Origin of the sequence: Azospirillum aestuarii, from assembly GCF_016632405.1 — a bacterium.
Taxonomy (GTDB): Bacteria; Pseudomonadota; Alphaproteobacteria; order Azospirillales; family Azospirillaceae; genus Azospirillum; species Azospirillum aestuarii.
The window spans coordinates 527,771-543,798 of the sequence record NZ_JAEPIV010000001.1; the positions used below are offsets into that span (position 1 = coordinate 527,771).

General features: G+C 69.0%; 14 protein-coding genes. 6 read left to right on the top strand and 8 right to left on the bottom strand.

Annotated features, from left to right (window positions below; all coding sequences use genetic code 11):
- Positions 1–2 precede the first annotated feature (2 nt).
- From JJL56_RS02405 to dusA, 3 genes are all read right to left on the bottom strand, one after another.
- Positions 3–236 (bottom strand): hypothetical protein, encoded by a 234-nt coding sequence (locus JJL56_RS02405; RefSeq protein ID WP_200484056.1) that lies wholly within the window; start codon positions 234–236, stop codon positions 3–5.
- A 362-nt stretch (positions 237–598) separates the two neighbouring features.
- Positions 599–1,750, bottom strand: a complete 1,152-nt coding sequence (locus tag JJL56_RS02410) for an MFS transporter (protein WP_200484057.1) — start codon at positions 1,748–1,750, stop codon at positions 599–601.
- A gap of 145 nt (positions 1,751–1,895) precedes the next feature.
- Positions 1,896–2,882 carry a tRNA dihydrouridine(20/20a) synthase DusA gene (gene dusA / locus JJL56_RS02415; RefSeq protein ID WP_200484058.1) on the bottom strand — a complete coding sequence of 329 codons (987 nt, stop codon included), beginning with the start codon at positions 2,880–2,882 and terminating at the stop codon, positions 1,896–1,898.
- 229 nt (positions 2,883–3,111) lie between these two features.
- Here dusA and JJL56_RS02420 point away from each other — a divergent pair, with 229 nt between their 5' ends.
- Positions 3,112–4,338, top strand: coding sequence for a metallochaperone AztD (locus JJL56_RS02420; protein ID WP_200484059.1), 1,227 nt, complete (start codon positions 3,112–3,114; stop codon positions 4,336–4,338).
- Between the two features lie 51 nt (positions 4,339–4,389).
- Here the strand turns inward: JJL56_RS02420 and hexR are convergent, their stop codons facing one another.
- The gene (gene hexR / locus JJL56_RS02425) at positions 4,390–5,274 is read right to left on the bottom strand and encodes a transcriptional regulator HexR (protein WP_200484060.1); all 885 of its coding nucleotides are present in this window, start codon (positions 5,272–5,274) and stop codon (positions 4,390–4,392) included.
- A gap of 445 nt (positions 5,275–5,719) precedes the next feature.
- Here hexR and JJL56_RS02430 point away from each other — a divergent pair, with 445 nt between their 5' ends.
- From JJL56_RS02430 to JJL56_RS02440, 3 genes are read left to right on the top strand one after another with little or no spacing between them, the layout of a single operon-like run.
- Positions 5,720–6,259, top strand: a complete 540-nt coding sequence (locus tag JJL56_RS02430; RefSeq protein ID WP_200484061.1) for a TRAP transporter small permease — start codon at positions 5,720–5,722, stop codon at positions 6,257–6,259.
- Positions 6,260–6,293: 34 nt separating this feature from the next.
- Positions 6,294–7,574 (top strand): TRAP transporter large permease, encoded by a 1,281-nt coding sequence (locus tag JJL56_RS02435; RefSeq protein WP_145623786.1) that lies wholly within the window; start codon positions 6,294–6,296, stop codon positions 7,572–7,574.
- A 30-nt stretch (positions 7,575–7,604) separates the two neighbouring features.
- Complete coding sequence (locus JJL56_RS02440) at positions 7,605–8,618, top strand: TRAP transporter substrate-binding protein (protein ID WP_200484062.1); 1,014 nt, start codon at positions 7,605–7,607, stop codon at positions 8,616–8,618.
- 51 nt (positions 8,619–8,669) lie between these two features.
- Here JJL56_RS02440 and JJL56_RS02445 read toward each other — a convergent pair whose 3' ends face one another.
- Positions 8,670–9,941 (bottom strand): hypothetical protein, encoded by a 1,272-nt coding sequence (locus JJL56_RS02445; protein WP_200484063.1) that lies wholly within the window; start codon positions 9,939–9,941, stop codon positions 8,670–8,672.
- 32 nt (positions 9,942–9,973) lie between these two features.
- The gene (locus tag JJL56_RS02450) at positions 9,974–10,825 is read right to left on the bottom strand and encodes a fumarylacetoacetate hydrolase family protein (protein ID WP_200484064.1); all 852 of its coding nucleotides are present in this window, start codon (positions 10,823–10,825) and stop codon (positions 9,974–9,976) included.
- Between the two features lie 156 nt (positions 10,826–10,981).
- Between JJL56_RS02450 and JJL56_RS02455 the strand changes: the two genes are divergently transcribed.
- Positions 10,982–11,440 carry a hypothetical protein gene (locus tag JJL56_RS02455; protein WP_200484065.1) on the top strand — a complete coding sequence of 153 codons (459 nt, stop codon included), beginning with the start codon at positions 10,982–10,984 and terminating at the stop codon, positions 11,438–11,440.
- Positions 11,441–11,544: 104 nt separating this feature from the next.
- Positions 11,545–11,862: a hypothetical protein gene (locus JJL56_RS02460; RefSeq protein WP_145623782.1), complete on the top strand. Its 318-nt coding sequence runs from the start codon at positions 11,545–11,547 to the stop codon at positions 11,860–11,862.
- A 137-nt stretch (positions 11,863–11,999) separates the two neighbouring features.
- Here the strand turns inward: JJL56_RS02460 and topA are convergent, their stop codons facing one another.
- Together topA and dprA are read right to left on the bottom strand one after the other, a co-directional pair.
- Entirely contained in the window at positions 12,000–14,852 is a 2,853-nt protein-coding gene (gene topA, locus JJL56_RS02465) for a type I DNA topoisomerase (protein WP_200484066.1), read from the bottom strand.
- A 53-nt stretch (positions 14,853–14,905) separates the two neighbouring features.
- Positions 14,906–16,027 carry a DNA-processing protein DprA gene (dprA, locus tag JJL56_RS02470; protein WP_200484067.1) on the bottom strand — a complete coding sequence of 374 codons (1,122 nt, stop codon included), beginning with the start codon at positions 16,025–16,027 and terminating at the stop codon, positions 14,906–14,908.
- Position 16,028 lies beyond the last annotated feature (1 nt).

The window sequence follows — 16,028 nt, forward strand, 5'->3', positions numbered from 1 at the left end:
TCTCAGGGCTGCGGCTCCGCCGGCTTGCGGCGCCGCAGCGGGGTTACCTTGGGTGGAGCCGTGGCGGGGTCGGGCAGGGGCTGCCAACCGGCGATGGCGCGCACGCAACGCAGCGCCTCCGGGTTGTTGGCGAAGACCGGGAACAGCCGACGCAGCTCCACCACGGCGGACCATTCCCCACGTTCGTGGAAGGCCCGTCGGATCGTTTCGGCTTCGCTTTCGCTGACGGTGAACATGGCGCCAGAGTGCCCTGCGGACCGGTGGCGCGCAAGTCGTCTCGGCGCCGGGAGCAGCCCTTTGCCGTGGCCCACAGGCCCTGTCAAGCAAAGTTGTTCACAGGCGGCGATATCCTTCGCTTGACTCCCGTTGCGGGGCGGGGCAGCCGCCGGGTCGGAGCTGGATTGGTGAGGGGCGCGGGAAAAACCCTTGATTGGAGCCGTTTTCTAATGTGCCTAAAAACGAGGCATTTTCATCGGACCCCTTGAGGGGCCGCCTGTCCCTTCGGTTACCCCTCGATTCGCCAACAGAGTTATCCACAGAATCTGGGGATATCCGAAATATTGAAACATCGCTCACGCCGATCCGTCAGGCCCATCCCTCACGTTGGGCGGCGGATCAGCCGCGCGGCCCCGACGCCCAGCAGCATGGTCAGCACACCGCCGAACAGGAACAGGGCGGGCAGGCCGACCCGATCGGCGACCGCCCCATAGACCACCGGCCCGATCCCCTGTCCCAGGAAGAAGGAGGAGGCGAAAAGGGCGAGCGCCGACCCGCGCGCCGTCGCCGACAGCTCCGTCGCCTGGGTCTGCATGGTGTTGTGCAGCATGTAGAAGCCGAAGCCGGCGACCAGGAACAGCAGCGACACCACCGGCCAGGGCACCGGGGCCAGCATCGCCAGATAGGACCCTCCGGCCACCAGACCGCCGGCGCCCATCATTCCCCATTGGCCGAGCGTGCCGAGCAGTCGCCGCACCACGAAACTGTAGACGACTCCGCCGATGGCAAAGGCGGCGAGCGTCACCCCAGCCTCGAAGGCGCCCTCCGCCCCGTGGTGGGCCAGCATGGGGGCGACGAAGGGGAAGACGCCGAAGATCAGCAGCCCTTCCGCCGCCACCGTGGCGAAGACCCAGACCGACACCGGGTTCGCCAGGACGGAGGCGTAGCGCGTCCGCGCGTCGGCCACCGACAGGGGAAGCCGCTCCTCCCGCTCGCCCTTCAGGAGCAGGGCGGCGGTCAGCGCGATCAGGCCGGTCACCAGCGCCGCCAGGGCGAAGACGGTGCGCCAGCCCGCCACCTCCGACAGGGCGCCGGCCACGGCGGAGCCGGACATCTGGCCAAGGATGACGGCCAGCAGGAATCGGCTGATGGCGAACTGCCGCTCCGTGTAGACCACGCGGTCGCCGATCAGTGCCATAGAGGCCGGGATGATCCCCCCGGCGAAGGCGCCGGCCAGCATCCGGGAGGCCAGCACGGCGTAGTAGCCGGGCGCCACCGCCGACAGCGCCACGCCGATGGTCAGGACGACCAGCGACAGCCGGATCAGCCGCGTCTTGCCGATGGCGTCGCCGACCGGCCCCAGGATCAACTGCATCGCCGCGTAGGGCAGCGTGTAGGCGGAGGAGAGCAGGGCCGCCTCGGCCACGCCGATGTCCAGGTCCGACGCGATGACGGTCAGCATCGGGTCGGTCGTCCGCAGCGAAAAGGCGCTCGCGAATCCGGCGAGACCGAGCATCAGGATGAGAAGGCGCATGGGAGGGCGGGGCGTTCCGGCTGGATCGTAGGAACGCCAACGTAAGGCAGGTCGGCCCGCCAGCCGCACGGCAACCTTGCGATGGCACCCATGCAGCGGCGCGCCCGGCTTTGGTGGCCGGAAGCTGGGGGTCAGAAGCTGGAGTTTACTCCGCGGTGGACGCCATGACCCGGCGCGGCACCAGCGCGGCGGCCTTCAGCAGCACCTCCGGCCCGGCGCCGGGCAGATGGGCGTTCTCGCTGATGTGGCGGCGCCACGCGCGGGCGCCGGGCAGGCCCTGGAACAGCCCCAGCATGTGCCGGGTGATCGCCGACAGCGGCGCCCCCTGGCGCATCCGCTCCTCGGCGTAGGCCGCCATGGACTCGACCACCGCATAGCGGTCGGGGCCGGGTTCCCCGCCGAACAGGCGGCGGTCGGCGTCGGCCAGGATGTAGGGCGTCTCGTAGGCGGCGCGCCCGATCATCACGCTGTCCAGCGTGGCGAGATGCTCCTCCGCCTCGTCCAGGGTCCGGATGCCGCCGTTGATGGCGATGGTGAGCTGCGGGTTCTCCTGCTTCAGCCGGTGCACGAGGTCGTAGCGCAGCGGCGGGATGTCCCGGTTCTCCTTGGGGCTCAACCCTTTCAGCCATGCCTTGCGGGCGTGCACGATGAAGTGGGTGCAGCCGGCGGCGGACACCGTGCGCACGAAATGGTCCAGCGTCGGCCATTCCTCCATCTCGTCGATGGCGATCCGCGACTTCACGGTGACGGGAATCGACACCGCCTCGCGCATGGCGCCGACCAGCCGGGCGACCAGATCGGGCTCGGCCATCAGGCAGGCGCCGAAGCGGCCCGACTGCACGCGGTCGCTCGGGCAGCCGACGTTCAGGTTGACCTCGTCATAGCCCCACTCCTCGGCGATGCGGGCGCAGGCGGCCAGATCCACCGGGTCCGAGCCGCCGAGCTGGAGCGCCACCGGATGCTCCGCCGCTTCGTAGCCGAGCAGCCGCTCGCGGTCGCCATGCAGAATGGCGCCGGTGGTGACCATCTCGGTGTAGAGCAGCGTATTCTTCGACAGCAGGCGATGGAAGGTCCGGCAATGGCGGTCTGTTAGCTCCATCATCGGTGCGACGCTGAGGGCTATGGCTGGCATGGGCGAGAACTGTCTGTGAATCGGGAACGGCGGCGCATCAATTGGACGAAGCCGGCGGGAATGGCAAGGGCAGACCCGCGTCATGACGCAAGGGTGGTTGCGCTGTCGGAATGTAACGTTATAACGTTACGTGCGCTTTTGAGGGAGTCAACCGCCACGTTCCCGGCGCGGCGGGCGGGTGAGCCGCGTCCCCTAAGCCGCATCGCAAGGTCTGACAACGAGGTTGCATATGAACCGCCTGCCCATTCTCTCGACGCTGCTGTGGATCGGTGCCACGGCCGGGGGGCTCGCCGCCGGTGCGGCGCTGGCCGACGATCACAAGCACGCCGCGAGCGCGACGCACCACCGCCTGTTCATCGGCGATCACGCCGACGGGGTCGTCCATGCCGTCGATCTTGAGGACGGAGCGAGCGCGGGAGTCTTCAGGCTCGACCAGTCGCCGGCCCTCGCACGCAGCACCAGCGGCCGCACCGTCTTCGCCGTTCAAGGCGATGCCGGAAAGGTCGCGGTCATCGGCACCGGACTTTCGTTCGAGGACCATGGGGACCACGCGGACATCGCGATCGAAGACGCCAAACTCCTGCCCACCGCGATCACGGGGACCAAGCCGGCCCACGTCGTGGACGGCTCCGGCACCATTGCGCTGTTCGACGATGGCACGGGCGATGTCGCTCTGTACCGGGAAAGCGACCTGTTGGAAGGGACGGTCAAGGCCCGCAACCTGAAGCCGGGCGCCGCTCATCATGGCCTCGCCGCTCCGATGGGCGAGTTCCTGGTCGTTTCGGTCCCGCACGACGATCCCGAAAAGCCGCGCGTCGGCCTCAAGATCATCGACGCGGAGGGCAAGCCGGTTGGTGGGGTGGTGCATTGCCCGGCGGTTCACGGGCAGGCCCAGTCGGTGGGCGTGTTCGCCTTCGGCTGCAAGGACGGACTCGTCTTCGCTCACCCGGCCGGCGGCTCGAAGCCGCCGACGCTGCGCCATGTGTCCACCGCCGCGCTTGGTGACGGCAACGTCTCGACGCTCAAGGGCGGAACGGCGATGCAGTTCTTCCTCGGCAATTACGGGCCGCGCGCCGTCGTCATCATCGAGCCGGGCGACGAACCGGGCGTTCGCAAGATCGACCTGCCGACGCGCCGCGTGGACTTCGCGCTGGACGACGCCAAGGCCAACCAGGCCTACATTCTGACCGAGGACGGCCGGCTGCATCGGCTCAACGTCGTGTCCGGCGCGATCGAGGCGAGCGTCCAGCTGACCGCCCCCTATTCGATGGACGGCCACTGGCGCAACCCGCGGCCGCGGCTGGCGGTGGCCGGCGACCACGTGGTGGTGACCGATCCGCTCAAGGGGCTGTTGCGCGTGGTTTCCACCGAGACGTTGCGGGAGGAGCGCACGATCGCGGTGGCCGGCACGCCCTACAGCATCGTTGCCGTCGGCGGGTCGGGGGTGCGGCACTGACGGCGGTCCGGCGGGCGGCCTGTCGAAGGTCCAGGCCGCCCGGCCCGACGATCAGGCCCGATGGCGGGTCCTGGCGGGCTTGCCGTGGGAGGAGCGGGTGCCGGACAGCACGGCCTTCACCTTGGCCAGATGGTGCCGCGCCTCGGCGCCGAGCTTCAGGGCGACGCCGGTGGACAGCACGTCGATGATCGCCAGATGGACGAGGCGGGAGGCCATCGGCGTGTAGATTTCCGCGTCCTCGACCGGCGTGTGGCCAATGGCGACCGACGACACCGCGGCCAGCGGCGAGCCCGGCGCGGTGATCGCGATGACCGGGATGCCCAGGTCGCGGGCCATCTGCGCCAGCTCCGTCACCATCACGGTGCGCCCGGTGTTGGAGATCGCCAGCAGCACCCCGCGCGCCCCCAGATTGACCGCCAGCATGCGGACCATCATCGGGTCGGCGCTGGCTTGCGCCGCCATGCCGAAGCGCATGAACTTGTGCGCCGCGTCCTCCGCCACCACCGCCGAGGCGCCGGTGCCGATGCACAGGATGCTGGAGGCGTCGGCCAGCAGCTCCACGGCGCGGGAGACGGCCGCCATGTCCAGCGCGCCCGCCGCGTCGTTCAGAGCGGCGGCGGCGGATGAAAAGATTTTTCGCGCGACGGTCGGAGTCTCGTCGTCCGGCGCCACGTCCTGGCTGACGAAGGGGGTGCCGCGGGCCTGCCCCTCGGCCAGCCGCAGCTTGAAGTCCGGGAAGCCGGCGCAGCCGATGCTGCGGCAGAAGCGGACGACGGTCGCCTCGCTGACCCCGGCGGCCTGGGCCAGCATGGTGATGCTCTGCCCTAGGACCTTCTGCGGCTCGGCCAGCACGATCTCGGCGACCTGGGCCTCGGAACGCTTCAGCTCCGGCAGGCGGCCGCGGATGTGATCGAGGATGTTCACCGGCTGGAGCATCGAAACGGACCGTCCATCCCTAAAAGCGTTTTTGGTCCCCGACATTCTTGGTCCCGGGTCGTCTTTGGGCGGCGGACCGTACCACCGCCGGCGCGAACGGCATAGCGCGCCAGGACCTGTCGGCGCGGGTCGTCGCGCCACCGCCCTTGGGCCACAAGCTATGCGGGGCAGGGCGGCTTGTGAAGATAATTTTCGTCGATATGCCCATTGGTTGACGATTTCAGCGCCGTTATGAAGAAAATCTTCTTCACTCGGTTGCGGGACTCCTCTATTTTCCGCCACAGAAAATTCAAGGTCCCGGCAAGAGACCACGAGGGAGGAACCCCGACCCGCCGCCCGGCCCCGCTGCCGGTGCGTCGCGCCGCCCGTGTCCTCCCGCGCCGTCCCCTGCCGCCGCCCTTTCCGCTTGGGTGAGCCCCGCCGCGAGGCGGGCCGAGGAGTGTGCATGAAGCGCATGGTGGAAGCGCTGGAGATGGTCACCGAATGGATCATGGCGCTGATGCTCGCCGTGATGGTGGCGCTGGTCTTCGGCAACGTGGTCCTGCGGTACGGTTTCAACAGCGGCATCGTCGCCGCCGAGGAACTGGCCCGCCTGATGTTCGTCTGGCTGGTCTTCCTGGGCGCCACGCTGGCGCTGCGCCGCAACCAGCATCTCGGGCTGGACATCCTCCAGTCGCGCCTGCCGGTCCGCGTCCGCCGGGCCTGCGCCGTGATCAGCCATCTGCTGATGATCTACGCGCTGTGGCTGTTCATCGAGGGGAGCTGGTTCCAGCTTCTGATCGGGATGGAGACGCGCTCCACGGTGCTCAGCTTCCCCATGGCCTTCTACGCCGCCGCGGGCTTCTTCCCGGCGATCGCCATGGCGCTGACCATCCTCGCCAACCTCTGGAAAATCCTGTCGGGCGACGCGACCGCGCACATCCCCGGCAACGGCGACCCCCACGGCGTCACCGCCCCGCAGGGCGGCGCCATCGCCGAGCATTGATTCCGTCCGGCCTTCTGAAAGCGGAGCCCGTTCCATGGCCCTTGCGGTCTTCCTCTCCTCGCTGTTCGGCCTGATGCTGCTCGGCATGCCCATCGCCTTCGCCCTGATGCTGACGGGCGTGGCGCTGATGGTGCATCTCGACTTCTTCGACGCCCAGCTCGTCGCCCAGAACATGCTGAGCGGCGCCGACAACTACCCGCTGATGGCGGTGCCCTTCTTCATCCTGGCCGGCGAGCTGATGAACGCCGGCGGCATCTCGCAGCGGATCATCAACCTCGCGGTCAGCCTCGTCGGGCACATCCGCGGCGGCCTGGGCTACGTGACCATCGGCGCGTCGGTGATGCTGGCCAGCCTGTCCGGTTCGGCCATCGCCGACACGGCGGCGCTCGCCACGCTGCTGATCCCGATGATGCGCGACAACGGTTATCCGGTGCCGCGCTCCGCCGGCCTGATCGCGTCGGGCGGCATCATCGCCCCGATCATTCCGCCCAGCATGCCCTTCATCATCTTCGGCGTGACCACCAACACCTCGATCAGCGGGCTGTTCATGGCCGGCATCGTGCCCGGCCTGCTGATGGGCGCCGGTCTGGTCATCACCTGGATGTTCGTGGTGCGCGGCATGACCGTGAAGCTGCAGCCCAAGGCGAGCTGGGGCGAGCGCCGCACCGCCCTGGTCGAGGGCGTCTGGGCGCTGGCCCTGCCGGTCATCATCATCGGCGGCCTGCGTGGCGGCATCTTCACCCCGACCGAGGCTGCGGTGGTCGCCGCCGTCTACTCGCTGGTCGTGGCGCTGTTCGTCTACCGGCAGGTGACGCTGAAGGATCTGGTGCCGCTGCTGGTCCAGGCCGCGCGCACCACCAGCACGGTGATGTTCCTGTGCGCGGCGGCGCTGGTGTCGTCCTACATGGTGACGCTGGCCGACCTGCCGCAGCAGATGAACGAGATGCTGTCGCCGCTGCTGGAGCATCCGAAGCTGCTGATGGTCGCCATCACGCTGCTGCTGCTGGCCGTCGGCACGGTGATGGACCTGACGCCGACGATCCTGGTGCTCGGCCCCGTGCTGACCCCGCTGGCGGCGGCGGCGGGCATCGACCCGACCTATTTCGGCGTGATGTTCGTCCTGACCGGCACGCTGGGCCTGATCCATCCGCCGGTCTGCACGGTGCTGAACGTGGTGTGCGGCGTCGCCCGCATCTCGCTGGAAAGCGCCACGCGCGGCATCTGGCCGTTCCTGCTGACCTACCTGATTCTGCTGAGCCTGCTGATCGCCGTCCCGGAGATCGTCACGGCCCCGCTGACTCTGTTCCGCCATTAATCACAACACGCTACAGGGAAGAACCGACCCATGAAGCTGCTCCGTTCCGTTCTTCTGGCGACCGGCCTCGCCGCCGCCATCCTCGCCCCCGTCGCCGCCTCCGCCCAGGACATCAAGCCGCGGCTGATCCGCTTCGGCTATGGCCTGTCGGAGAGCAGCAACCAGGGCCGCGCCGTGAAGTTCTTCGTCGAGGAGATGTCCAAGCGCTCCGGTGGCAAGCTGAAGGTGAAGGGTTTCGCCGACGCCAGCCTGGGCAGCGACATCCAGATGCAGAACGCCCTGATCGGCGGCGCGCAGGAGATGATGGTCGGCTCGACCGCCACGCTGGTCGGCATCGTCAAGGACTTCGCCGTCTTCGACCTGCCCTTCTTGTTCAACAACGAGCAGGAGGCCGACGCCGTGTTCGACGGCCCGTTCGGCCAGAAGCTGGCGGCCAAGCTGAACGAGAAGGGCCTCGTCGGCCTCGTCTATTGGGAGAACGGCTTCCGCAATCTGACCAACAGCAAGCGCCCGGTCGAGAAGGTCGAGGACCTGAAGGGCATCAAGCTGCGCGTCATGCAGAACCCGGTCTACATCGACATGTTCAACGGCTTCGGCGCCAACGCCGTGCCGCTGTCCTTCTCCGAGCTGTTCACCGCCATGGAGACGGGCACCGTGGACGGCCAGGAGAACCCGGTCACCACCATCCAGTCCTCGAAGTTCTACGAGGTCCAGAAGTACCTGACCATTTCCAAGCACGTCTACAGCCCGTGGATCGTGCTGGCCTCCAAGCGCTGGTACGACGGCCTGTCCGCCGACGAGCGCAAGATCATCGCCGAGGCCGCCGCCGCCTCGCGCGACTTCGAGCGCAAGGACAGCCGCGACGCGTCGAAGCAGAGCATCGCCTATCTGAAGGACAAGGGCATGCAGATCAACGAGCTGAGCGACGCCGAGCTGGGCCGCATGCGTGAGATGGTCAAGCCGGCCATGGACAAGTTCGCCGCGGAAGGCGGCGCCGACCTGCTGAACGAACTGCAGGGCGAGATCAACAAGGTCCGCAAGTAAGGGGCCGGGTTCCCTCTCCCGCCTTGGGGCGGGAGAGGGGCTTTTCACCGTCTACTTCACCCGCTCACCGGTGAACGGGTTCCAGCCCACGGCGGCCAGGACCGTCCAGGCCGTCACCGCGAGATGGGGGCGGCGGTAGTAGCGGAAATCGTCCGTGGTGCTGTCCGGCCCGATGGCGAGGCCGGTGGTGATGCTGTCCTCGCGCGTCGCCCAGACATGGCCGCCGCGGCTGACCTCCTTGCCGACCTCGGCCAGAAGCCGCTGCGCCTCGTCGGACCGCCCCAGCAGGCGGTAGACCAGCGCGGCCTGCGCCGTGCCCTCCACCCACATGCCGTCGCGGTCGTCGTTGAAGTCGAAACCGCCGTCGACCCCGTGGGCCTTCTCCGCATAATCCAGCGCCGCCCGCCACGCTTCCGGCGCGCCGCGCAGCAGCAACGGCCAGAGCTGGGCGTCCAGACCGGACGTGGCCCGGTTGACCGTCACCCCGTCCGGCGCCGTGCCGGTGGGGAAATGCCCGCCGCCGTCCGCCCACATGCGGTCGAGAAAGCCGCGCGCCGCCTTCTCCGGCCCGGCCCAGTCGCCTGCCGTGCCGCTGCGCTCCAGCCAGCCGAACAGGGCGACGAGGTCCGTGTTGTGCTCCGTCGCCTTCCAGGTCAGGGCCTGCGGCTTGTCGTCGAAGCCCTGGACGCCGCCGTTGAAGCCGCCCGGTCCGCGCGGGTCGGCGGCGTTCGCCACCACCCAGCGGGCCAACTCCGCGGCGCCATTGCGGAAGCGCTCCTCGCCGGTCGCCTCGCCCAGAGTCATCAGGGCCAGGCCCGCCCAGGCGACGTTGCCGGTGGCGGAGCCGACCTGATAGGCGTCCTCGAACCAGCGGTTCGCGGTGACGTCCCACCAGCCGTTGGGTGGGATCGGCTTCTGGGTCTGGGCGCCGGCGCGGTAGGTGTTGCGCAGCCGCCCCTGGCGGCGCGCGCGGTCCAGCGTGGCGGCGGAAAGCAGCGACTCGCCGATGCGCAGCGCCGGCTCCGTCTTGCCGCAGGCGACCAGGGCGATGACGGCCAGCGCGTTGTCGTAGGTGAAGGCGGCCTCGCGCAGCGGCAGCTCCGACGTCTGGCCGACGCCGAAGCTGCTGTCGTAGCTGCGCAGGAACACCGGGCCGGTGCCGGGAATCTCCGCCACACGCGATACCAGCGTGCCGCAGGTCTTCCCGGCCAGCGCCGCGGCGCTGTCCTCGGCCCTGGCGGAGGTGGACGCGACCCCGGACACCGCCAGGGTGCCGACACCGGCGGCGAGCAGCCACGCGGCCAGACGGCTTGTTCGCTTCATCGAAGACACTCCCATTCCAGTCCCGGCGCCGCTCAACCTTCGAAGGCGCGGACGGACTGGCGCTGCTCGCCCAGCCCCTCGACGCCCAGGCGCATGGTCTGGCCGGGCTGGAGCCAGGGATGGTTCGGTCCGCGGCCCATCGCCACGCCCTGCGGCGTGCCGGTGGCGATGACGTCGCCCGGCAGCAGGGTCATGAAGCGGCTGATGTAGGACACGATCTCGGCCACGCCGAAGATCATGTCGGCGGTCGTGCTGTCCTGCATCGGCTGGCCGTCCACCTCCAGCCACAGGCGCAGCGCCTGCGGGTTGGGCACCTCGTCGCGGGTGACCATCCAGGGGCCGATCGGGCAGAAGCTGTCGGCGCTCTTGCCCTTCACCCACTGGCCGGTGCTCTCGGTCTGGAAGGCGCGCTCCGACACGTCGTTGAGGACGCAATAGCCGGCGATGTGGTCGAAGGCGTCGGCCTGATCGACGTAGCGGGCGGTGCGCCCGATGACGATGCCGAGTTCGACCTCCCAGTCGAGCTTGGTGGCGCCTCTGGGCATCTGGACCGGGTCGTTGGGGCCGCAGATGGCGGTGGTCGCCTTCATGAACAGCACCGGCTCGGCCGGCTCGGGCAAGCCGGATTCGGCCGCGTGGGCGCGGTAGTTCAGCCCGACGCAGACCACCTTGGACACCCCGGTGACGCAGGGGCCGAGCCGCGTGCCGTCCGGCACCTGGGCCAGCCGGTCTGTGTCGAGCGTCCGCAGATGGGCCAGCCCATCCTCGGTCAGGGTGGCCGGACCAATGTCCGACACCACGCCCGACAGGTCGCGGATCACGCCGTTGCGGTCCAGAAGGCCCGGACGCTCATGGCCCGGCGGGCCGAATCGCAGAAGTTTCATCAGGCTAAACCCTTCCCGTTCCCGAAGGTTGAGCCGCGCCTCTCCTCCGGTGAGTGCTGTCCGGTTCCGGCCGAAGCCGGAAAGGGGCTGTTCCGTCGCGGTCCGGTCTGGTGTACCCTTTTTTCAGCCCATGGGGAAACCAGACGGGAGGCGGATATGCCGGTGTGGCGCCGTTACCTCGTGAAGGAACCGACCGGGCGGCTGGTCGAACTGACGAGCCGCCAGTACGACCGCGCCGACGACGGCACGGCGCCGATCCCCGACTACGCCGGCCGTTGCGTTGAACTGGTGTCGGCGGTGCTGGTCGGCAAGCAGGGCGCGGCGCCCACCGTGACCGAGGTCGCCTTCACCAAGCTGTATTTCGACCAGTCGGGCTTCGTTGACGCCGCCAAGCGGGAGCGGATGATCCGCCTGATGCTGGAAAGCTGCGCCGACCGGCGGTGCCGCAGGCCGGCCCGGCGGACCGGCTGCACCGACGGTGCGGCCCTGGCGGAGCGCGCCGACGCCGCCCGTAGCGAGCTGATGCGCGACTTCGAATGGGCGCCCGCCCCCGCGGAGGTCACCGCCGCGCTGTTCGTCCTGGGGCCGCCCAGCAGCGCCACGCCGTTGCATTGACGCTCCCCTTTGCCCGTCCTTCCCTCGAAAGGTCACATCTTCCAGCCTCTTCCCCTATGCCCGGCCGCCCCCATATGGCTCCTGGCACAGGAGGAGGAGCCCCGATGCATCGCCGCGCCATCATCCGCCGTTCGCTGCTGGCCCGGCCCACGCTTGCCCGTGTCCGGCAACTCGCGCTGATCGGCACGGGGTGGGGCCTGATCGGTCTGGGCGCCTTGATGTCGCCTTTGCCGGGGCCATTCGGCTTCCCGGTGGCCCTTGCCGGTGGGGTGATCCTGCTGCGCAACTCCGCGAACGCCCGCCGCCTGTTCGTTCGGCTGAAGCGCCGCCACCCCCGGCTGCTCAGCCCTGTCGAGCGCATCCGCGTCAAGCTGCGCCACCGTCGGAACGCGGCCAAGGCCAAGGCGACCGCAACCGCCTGACGGGGCCGTGCGGCCGCTCGTCATCGTTGTTTTCCCATGGTCACGCTTGATGAAGGGACGCGCGGGCGTCTGCCGGTGAGCACCCGCGAGGTGCTCACCGGCGGTCTGTTTGTTGGCGGTCTTGTCGTTGTCCGCGGTCAGGCCCGCTTGCGGGCGGCGGGCTTTTCCTCGCCCCCTGCGTCGGTCCTGCCCGCATCGGCCTTCTCGGCGTCGGACTTTTTGGCGGCCGCCTTTTTCGGAGCGGCCTTCTTCACCGCATCCTTCTTGGCCGGCTCCTTTTTCGTGGCCGTCGCCTTGGCCTTGGTCGCCTTTTCGGGCTTGGCGGGCGCCTCGGCACCGTCCGCGGCGGCAGGCTCGGCGTCCTTCGGGGCCTTGCCCTTCTTGGCGGCGTCCTTCGCGGCCTTCGCCTCCAGAAGCTCCAGCGCCTGTTCCAGCGTCACGCTGTCCGGTTCCGTTCCCTTGGGGATGGAGGCGTAGACGGAGCCGTGCTTGACGTAGGGACCGAAGCGGCCCGAACCGGTGGTTACCGGCTTGCCGGTCTTCGGATGGTCGCCCAGCGTCTTGGCGGGTGCCGACGCCTTCTTGGCGGCGCCGGCCAGCAGGTCCACCGCGCGGTTGATGCCGATGGTCAGCACGTCGTCGTCGGGAGTCAGCGACTTGTAGACGCTGCCGTGCTTCAGGTAGGGGCCGAAGCGGCCGATGCCGGCGCTGATGTCCTCGCCCGTCTCCGGGTGGTTGCCGATGCTGCGCGGCAGGGCGAGCAGCTTCAGCGCGGTGTCCAGATCCACGTCGGCGGCGGCCATGCCCTTGGGCAGGGAGACGCGCTTGGGCTTCGGCTCCTCGGTCTTGACCTTCTTCTTGCCCTTGGTCTTCTTGCCGTCGGCGGGGGCCTCCTCGGCCACGACCTCAGCCGGAGCGGCGGAAACCGGGGGCGGGCCGAGCTGGATGTAGGCGCCGTAGGGGCCGCGCCGCACGGTCACCGGCAGGCTGGTTTCCGGATCGTTGCCCAGCTCGCGCGGGCCTTCCTGCGCCTCCCCGTTCTCGTCGTTGGCGACGGCGAGCGGCCGGGTGTAGCGGCAGTCCGGGTAGCGCGAGCAGCCGATGAAGGCGCCCATCTTGCCGAGCTTCAGGCCGAGCCGGCCCTGGCTGCACACCGGGCAGACGCGCGGGTCGTGGCCCGGCGTGTCGCTGTCGGCGTTGGTCGGGAAGAAGTGCGGCCCCAGCTCCTCGTCCAGCGTGGTCAGGACCTGGGTGATGGTCAGGTCCTTGGTCCCGTCCACCGCGACGTGGAAGGCGCGCCAGAAGTCCCGCAGCACGGTCTTCCAGTCGATCCGCCCGTCGGAGATCTCGTCGAGCTTGTTCTCCAGGTCGGCGGTGAAATTGTACTCGACGTACCGGTTGAAGAAGTTCTTAAGGAAGGCGGTGACCAGACGCCCGCGGTCTTCCGGGATGAAGCGCCGCTTGTCCAGCCGCACGTAGTTGCGGTCCTGGAGCACCTGGAGAATGGAGGCGTAGGTGGACGGACGCCCGATGCCCAGCTCCTCCAGCTTCTTCACCAGGCTCGCCTCGGTGTAGCGGGGCGGCGGCTGGGTGAAATGCTGCTCCGGGCTGATGTCGCCGCGGGCGAGGGCGTCGCCCTGCTCCATGGCCGGCAGGCGGCGCTCCTGGTCGTCGTCGGCGGCGCCGTCGTCGCGGTCCTCCTGATAGACCTTAAGGAAGCCGTCGAACACGACGACCGAGCCGGTGGCGCGCAGCACGACGTCCTTGGACGGCGAGGCGATGTCCACCGCCACCTGATCCAGCACCGCGCTTTCCATCTGGCTGGCCAGCGTGCGCTTCCAGATCAGCTCGTACAGCCGCAGCTCATCGCCTTCCAGGTAGGAGGAGACCTCCTCCGGGCGGCGGAACAGGTCGGTCGGGCGGATGGCCTCGTGGGCTTCCTGGGCGTTCTTGGCGGCGGTCTTGTAGACGCGCGGCTGCGCCGGGACGTAGCGCTCGCCCCAATGGGAACCGATCAGGTTGCGGGCGCCCTCGATGGCCTCCTGCGACAGGCTGACGCCGTCGGTTCGCATGTAGGTGATCAGGCCGACCGTCTCGCCGCCGATGTCCACGCCCTCGTACAATCGCTGCGCGGTGCGCATGGTGCGGGTGGCGCCGAAGCCCAGCTTGCGCGAGGCCTCCTGCTGCAGCGTCGAGGTGGTGAAGGGCGGGGAGGGGTTGCGGCGGCTCTGCTTGCGCTCCACCGTCGCCACCGAGAAGGCCTGCGGGCTGATGCGCGCCACTGCGGCTTCCGCCGCCTCGCGGGCGGGCAGGGCGAACTTGTCGAGCCGCTTGCCGTCGAGCTGGGTCAGCTGGGCCGTGAAGGAGGCGCCGCCCGGCGTGGCGAAGCCCACCTCGATGGTCCAGTATTCCTGCGGCTTGAAGATCTCGATGTCGGACTCGCGCTCGCAGATCAGGCGCAGCGCCACCGACTGCACGCGGCCCGCCGAGCGGGAGCCCGGCAGCTTGCGCCACAGCACCGGCGACAGGGTGAAGCCCACCAGATAGTCGAGCGCGCGGCGGGCCAGATAGGCGTCCACCAATTCCTGCGAGACGTCGCGCGGGGCCTCCAGAGCGGCCTGGACGGCGCTCTTGGTGATCTCGTTGAAGGTGATGCGCTGGACCTTGGACGCGTCGATCAGCCGTTTTTCACGCAGCAGCTCGGACAGGTGCCAGGCGATGGCTTCCCCTTCGCGATCCGGGTCGGTTGCGAGATAGACGCGTTCGGCCCCTTTGACCGCCTTGGCGATCTCGTCGATGTGGCGCTTGGAGCGGTCGCCCAGCTCCCAATCCATGGCGAAGTCTTCGTCCGGACGCACCGATCCGTCGCGCGCCGGAAGGTCGCGCACATGGCCGAAGCTGGCGACCACGGTGTAGTCCGAGCCAAGGTATTTGTTGATGGTCTTCGCCTTGGCCGGCGATTCGACGATGACGACGTTGCTGCCCGGCAAGAGTCCGCGCCCCTGAAAGTGCCTATCCCATACACCGGCGGTGCGGATCGGGATCAGATCAGGTTCACCTGATTCCCAGGTTGGCGCTGGACACGGCCCGCAAGCTCAAGTTCCAGCACCACGGTCAACACCACCGGAGCGGACAATTGGCACCCGCGGACGAGTTCGTCAATGGCAACCGGTGTATGGCCGAGGTTTTCCAGGATGATGGCACGCGCCGCATCGAGGTCCGACTCGGACGGAGGCATCGGGCGGGATTGCGCGAACAGATCGCCCTGGCGTTCCCGCAGGACCGGCGATGACAGGCTGTCCAGTGCCCGCAGCACATCGTCCACCCCTTCCACCAAGGCCGCCCCCTGACGCAGAAGATTGTTGGTGCCCTGACAGCGCGGGTCGAGCGGCGAGCCGGGAACGGCCATGACCTCCCGCCCCTGTTCCAGCGCCATGCGGGCGGTGATGAGCGAACCGGAGCGCAGCGCCGCCTCGACCACCAGGACCCCCAGCGATAAGCCTGAGATCAGCCGGTTGCGGCGCGGGAAATGGCGGGCCTGCGGCGTGGTGCCGACCGGGCTTTCCGCCACGATAACTCCCTGCTGCACTATGTCGCGGTAAAGTGTCTCGTTCTCCGGCGGGTAGACGACGTCGGCGCCGCCCGCCACCACCGCCGCGGTTCCGCTGCCGAGCGCCCCGGCGTGGGCCGCCGTGTCGATCCCCCGCGCCAGCCCGGAGACGACCAGCAATCCGGCCTCTCCCAGCTCCCGCGCCAGCCGCTCGGCGAATTTCTTGCCGTTCATCGAGGCGTTGCGCGCGCCGACCAGCGCCACCGCGCGCCGTTGCAGGAGATGCGGGTGGCCGAGGATCGACACAACCGGTGGCGCGTCGTCCAGCGCCGCCAGCGGTTCCGGATAGTCGGGCTCGCAGGAGCAGAGCAGCCGGGCGCCGATGCGGTCGTTGGCACGCAACTCGCGCTCGATGTCCGCCTTCGGCGCAATGCGCAGCGGCTTGGTCCGTCCGCCGCGCTTGGCGAGATCGGGCAACGCCTCCAGCGCGGCCCCGGCGCTGCCGAACCGCTCCAGCAGCCGATGGAAGGTGATCGGCCCGACATTCTCCGATCGGATCAGACGGAGCCAGTCGAAACGCTCGGCGGCGGACAGGAGGCGGCGCGGTTGAATCATG